The following is a 4,208-nucleotide window of genomic DNA, read 5'->3' on the forward strand; positions in this document are numbered from 1 at the left end:
GCGGGAATGGGCTCCCTCGCCACCGTATTTCTCTGGAACTGAAGTATCAGTCGCGAAAGTTATTGAACTGTAGCGGCATGCCGAATTCCTTGCCGCGCAGTGCCGCAATGGCTTCCTGCAAGTCGTCACGCTTCTTGCCGGTTACCCGCACTTGCTCGCCCTGGATGGCCGCCTGGACCTTGAGTTTGGCGTCCTTGATGTGAGCAACGATCTTCTTGGCCAATTCCTTGTCGATGCCTTCCTTGAGCACGGCCTCCTGCTTCATCAGCTTGCCCGAGGCGTAGGCGTCTTTCACTTCAAGGCACTGTACGTCAATCTTGCGCTTGACCAGCGCCAGCTTGAGGATCTCAATCATCGCTTCGAGCTGGAAGTCGGCCTCGGCGGTCAGGTTGACGGTCAGGTCCTTTTCCTTGAACTCGAAACTGCCCTTGCCCTTGAGGTCATACCGACGGTCGAGTTCCTTGACGGCGTTTTCAACGGCGTTGGTGACTTCGTGCTTGTCCAGTTCGGATACCACGTCGAATGACGGCATGTAGTGTTCTCCAAATAAAAAGGCGCGCTCATGACAACGGCGCGCACTTGGCTTGTGGTTAAAATCGGGCTCATTATAACGGGTCTTTCCCCACCGTTACCGCGAGCCCCGCAGATGCCAGCACCAAACCGAGTAAAAAACTGATGTCCACCACCTGGCATGTCCTGGGCGCCGGCAGCCTCGGCACGTTATGGGCCGCGCGCCTGGCCCGGGCCGGCCTGCCGGTGCGGCTGGTGCTGCGCAATGAGCAACGGCTGCAGGACTACCTCGCCGCCGGCGGCCTGACGCTGGTGGAACAAGGCCAGGCGCAGTGTTACCCGGTGCCCGGCGAAACCGCGCAGGATCCGGAGCCGATCAAGCGCTTGCTCCTGGCCTGCAAGGCCTACGATGCGCAAGCCGCCGTTGCCTCGGTCGCCCATCGCCTGGGCAGCGACTCGGAGCTGATCCTGCTGCAGAACGGCCTCGGCAGCCAGGACGCCGTGGCCAACCGCGTACCCTGGGCGCGCTGTGTCAGCGCCTCCAGCACGGAGGGCGCGTTCCGCGACGGTGACTGGCGAGTGATCTTCGCCGGCCACGGCTACACCTGGTTGGGAGACCCCGCCCACCCGGTCGCGCCGATCTGGCTGGACGACCTGACGGCCGCGGACATCCCCCACGAATGGAGCGCCGATATCCTCACCCGCCTATGGCGCAAGCTGGCCCTCAACTGTGCGATCAATCCGCTAACCGTGCTTCACCATTGCAAGAACGGCGAACTGCAGGACCACCGCTGTGAAGTCGCGACCCTCTGCGCCGAACTCACCGACCTGCTCGAACGCTGCGGCCAGCCCGCTGCCGCCGAAGACCTGCAGACAGAAGTCGAACGGGTGATCCAGGCTACCGCTGCCAATTATTCTTCGATGTACCAGGACGTTGCCAACCAGCGGCGCACCGAAATCAGCTACCTGCTCGGCCATGCCTGCGCCGTCGCCCAGCGCCATGGCGTGGCGGTGCCGCACCTTGAACAAATGCGCCAGCGACTGATAGCCCACCTGGACAACCTCGGATTGCCCAGCGACTGAGCAGCGGCTACGCTGGCCCTCGTGTTCCTTGTTAGCGACGAGTCCGATGCCATTGCGCCAGCGTCTTGAAAATCTCCCGGTCGGCCAGAAATTGCTGGCGGCCCTGTTGGTGTTATTGACCACCGTCCTGCTGGTGGCCAACCTGACCTTTATCAGCGCGGCCTATTACATTTCCCAGGAAAGCATGGCGCCCCAGGCGTTGCAGACCATCGGCCGCCTGGTGGCCAACCCGAGCCTGATCTCCGAAGCGCTGCAATCACCCCAAAGCGCCCAGCGCCTGCTCGACGAACTCAACAGCTACGCACCACTACGGGCGGCGGCGCTGTATGACGGCCAAGGCGAACGCCTGGCACAGTTGCAACAGGGCGAAAAGCTCAAGCTGCCGGACCATTACCGCAACATACATGCCTGGCAGGCCGGTGAGTTTCGCAGCAACCAGATCATCACCCTGCCCCGTCCCGGCACTGCGCCCGGCCATCTGTTGCTGGTGGCCAGCAGTGAATTGCCCACAGCGTTCTACACCGGCACCCTGACCGCCAGCCTCGGCATCCTGATTTTCAGCGTGCTGCTGTGGCTGGTCATTGCCCAGCAGATCAAGCGCCTGATCACGCAGCCGATCCACCAGCTCGAAGAGCTGTCGCGCCAGGTCACCCGCGAGGAGAACTACGCCCTGCGCGCCGCCCGTGGCAACCATGACGAGATCGGCAGCCTGGCCGAGGCGTTCAATACAATGCTGTCGCGGATCGAAGCCCGGGAGCAACAACTCAAGCGCGCCCGTGACGACTCCCAGGCCGCCTATGACCAGGCCCAGGGATTGGCCGAAGAAACCCGCCATACCAATCGCAAGCTGGAGCTGGAAGTCCAGGTGCGCAGCAAGATCGAGAAAAAGCTCACCGGCTTCCAGAATTATCTCAACAGCATCATCGACTCCATGCCATCGGCGCTGATTGCCCTTGATGAGCAACTCTACGTCACCCAATGGAACCAGGAGGCCAGCGCGCTCTCCGGCACACGGCTGGACGAAGCACTGAACCAGCCGATATTCCTCGCTTTCGAACCCTTGAAGCCGTACCTGCCCCAACTCAAGCAAACGGTCGAACAGCATACGGTGGCGAAGATCGAGCGTGTCACCTGGACCAAGGACGACGAAGCCCGGCATTACGCCCTCACCTTCTATCCGCTGATGGGCGGCGCCGGGCGGGGCGTGGTGATCCGCATCGACGACATCACCCAGCGCCTGTCGCTGGAAGAAATGATGGTGCAGTCGGAGAAAATGCTCTCGGTCGGTGGCCTCGCAGCGGGCATGGCCCATGAGATCAATAATCCGCTCGGAGCGATCCTGCACAACGTGCAGAACATCCGCCGGCGCCTGTCGGCGGAACTGCCGAAGAACCTTGAACAGGCCGAGCAACTGGGCATCGACCTGCCGGTGATCAACCGTTACCTGGAAAGCCGCGAGATCCCGCAATTGCTCGACGGCATCCAGCAGGCCGGCGCCCGGGCGGCAAAAATCGTCACCCACATGCTCAGTTTCAGCCGGCGCAGTACGCGGCAAATGGCGCCTTGCGACCTGCCGGCGCTGATCGACCAGGCCGTGGAAATCGCCGGTAACGACTTCGACCTGGCGATCGGTTTCGACTTCAAGGGCCAGGCGATCGTCCGCCAGTTCGACCCGAACCTGGGCCCGGTGCCCGGCACGGCCAACGAGTTGGAGCAGGTGTTGCTCAACCTGCTGAAGAATGCGGCCCAGGCCATCCACCAACGCCAGGACGACAGCGAGCCCGGCCGAATCATCCTGCGTACCCGCCTGAATCCGCCATGGGCGGAAATCCAGGTCGAAGACAACGGCATCGGCATGAGCGAGAACGTGCGCAAACGCACCTTCGAGCCGTTCTTCACCACCAAGGAAATCGGCCAGGGCACGGGCCTTGGGCTGTCGGTCTCGTATTTCATCATTACCAACAATCACAAGGGCCAGATGGAAGTGCAATCCGCGCCGGGCCAGGGCACATGCTTCACCCTGCGCCTGCCCTTGGCGGGCACTTCGATGGTGGCCCAGGAAAACAAGCCAGTGGAGCGCTGAACATGGGTTTTCGCCTGTCGAAGATTTACACCCGCACCGGTGACAAAGGTGAAACGGGATTGGGCGATGGCCGCCGCGTGGCAAAGGATCACCCGCGGGTCGAAGCCATTGGCGAAGTGGATACGCTGAACAGCCAGCTGGGATTGTTGCTGGCCGGTCTAGCCGAGGAAACAGCCCGGCATCCGGCGCTGAAAGAAGTCATCGCAGTGTTGGCGCCTTGTCAGCATCGGTTGTTCGACTTGGGTGGTGAATTGGCGATGCCGGCTTACCAAGCCTTGAACGTGGCGGAAATCGGGCGGCTGGAAGCGGCGATCGACCTGTGGAACGAGGAGCTGGGACCGCTGGAAAACTTCATCCTGCCCGGTGGCTCTTCCTTGATCGCGCAAGCGCACGTCTGCCGAGCGCTGGCCCGTGGTGCCGAGCGTCGTTGCCAGCAACTGAACGCGGTGGAGCCGTTGGCCGGGCCGGGGCTGGCCTATATCAATCGGTTGTCGGATCTGTTGTTCGTGGCCGCACGGATCATCGCCCGGCG

4 protein-coding genes are annotated in these 4,208 nt (G+C 62.2%); 3 read left to right on the forward strand and 1 reads right to left on the reverse strand.

From position 1 onward, the window contains the following. Positions 1 to 46: 46 nt before the first annotated feature. Entirely contained in the window at positions 47 to 532 is a 486-nt protein-coding gene (locus tag OC610_RS22190; protein WP_003205057.1) for a YajQ family cyclic di-GMP-binding protein, read from the reverse strand. 143 nt (positions 533 to 675) lie between these two features. Between OC610_RS22190 and OC610_RS22195 the strand changes: the two genes are divergently transcribed. From OC610_RS22195 to OC610_RS22205, 3 genes are all read left to right on the forward strand, one after another. Beyond that, entirely contained in the window at positions 676 to 1,593 is a 918-nt protein-coding gene (locus tag OC610_RS22195; protein ID WP_264430788.1) for a putative 2-dehydropantoate 2-reductase, read from the forward strand. 46 nt (positions 1,594 to 1,639) lie between these two features. Next, on the forward strand, positions 1,640 to 3,676 hold the full coding sequence (locus OC610_RS22200; protein ID WP_264430789.1) for a sensor histidine kinase: 2,037 nt from the start codon (positions 1,640 to 1,642) through the stop codon (positions 3,674 to 3,676). A gap of 2 nt (positions 3,677 to 3,678) precedes the next feature. Then, positions 3,679 to 4,208: cob(I)yrinic acid a,c-diamide adenosyltransferase (locus OC610_RS22205; protein ID WP_264430790.1), on the forward strand; the 530-nt coding region annotated here is incomplete at its 3' end.

The organism is Pseudomonas agronomica (assembly GCF_025917275.1).
GTDB lineage: Bacteria > Pseudomonadota > Gammaproteobacteria > Pseudomonadales > Pseudomonadaceae > Aquipseudomonas > Aquipseudomonas agronomica.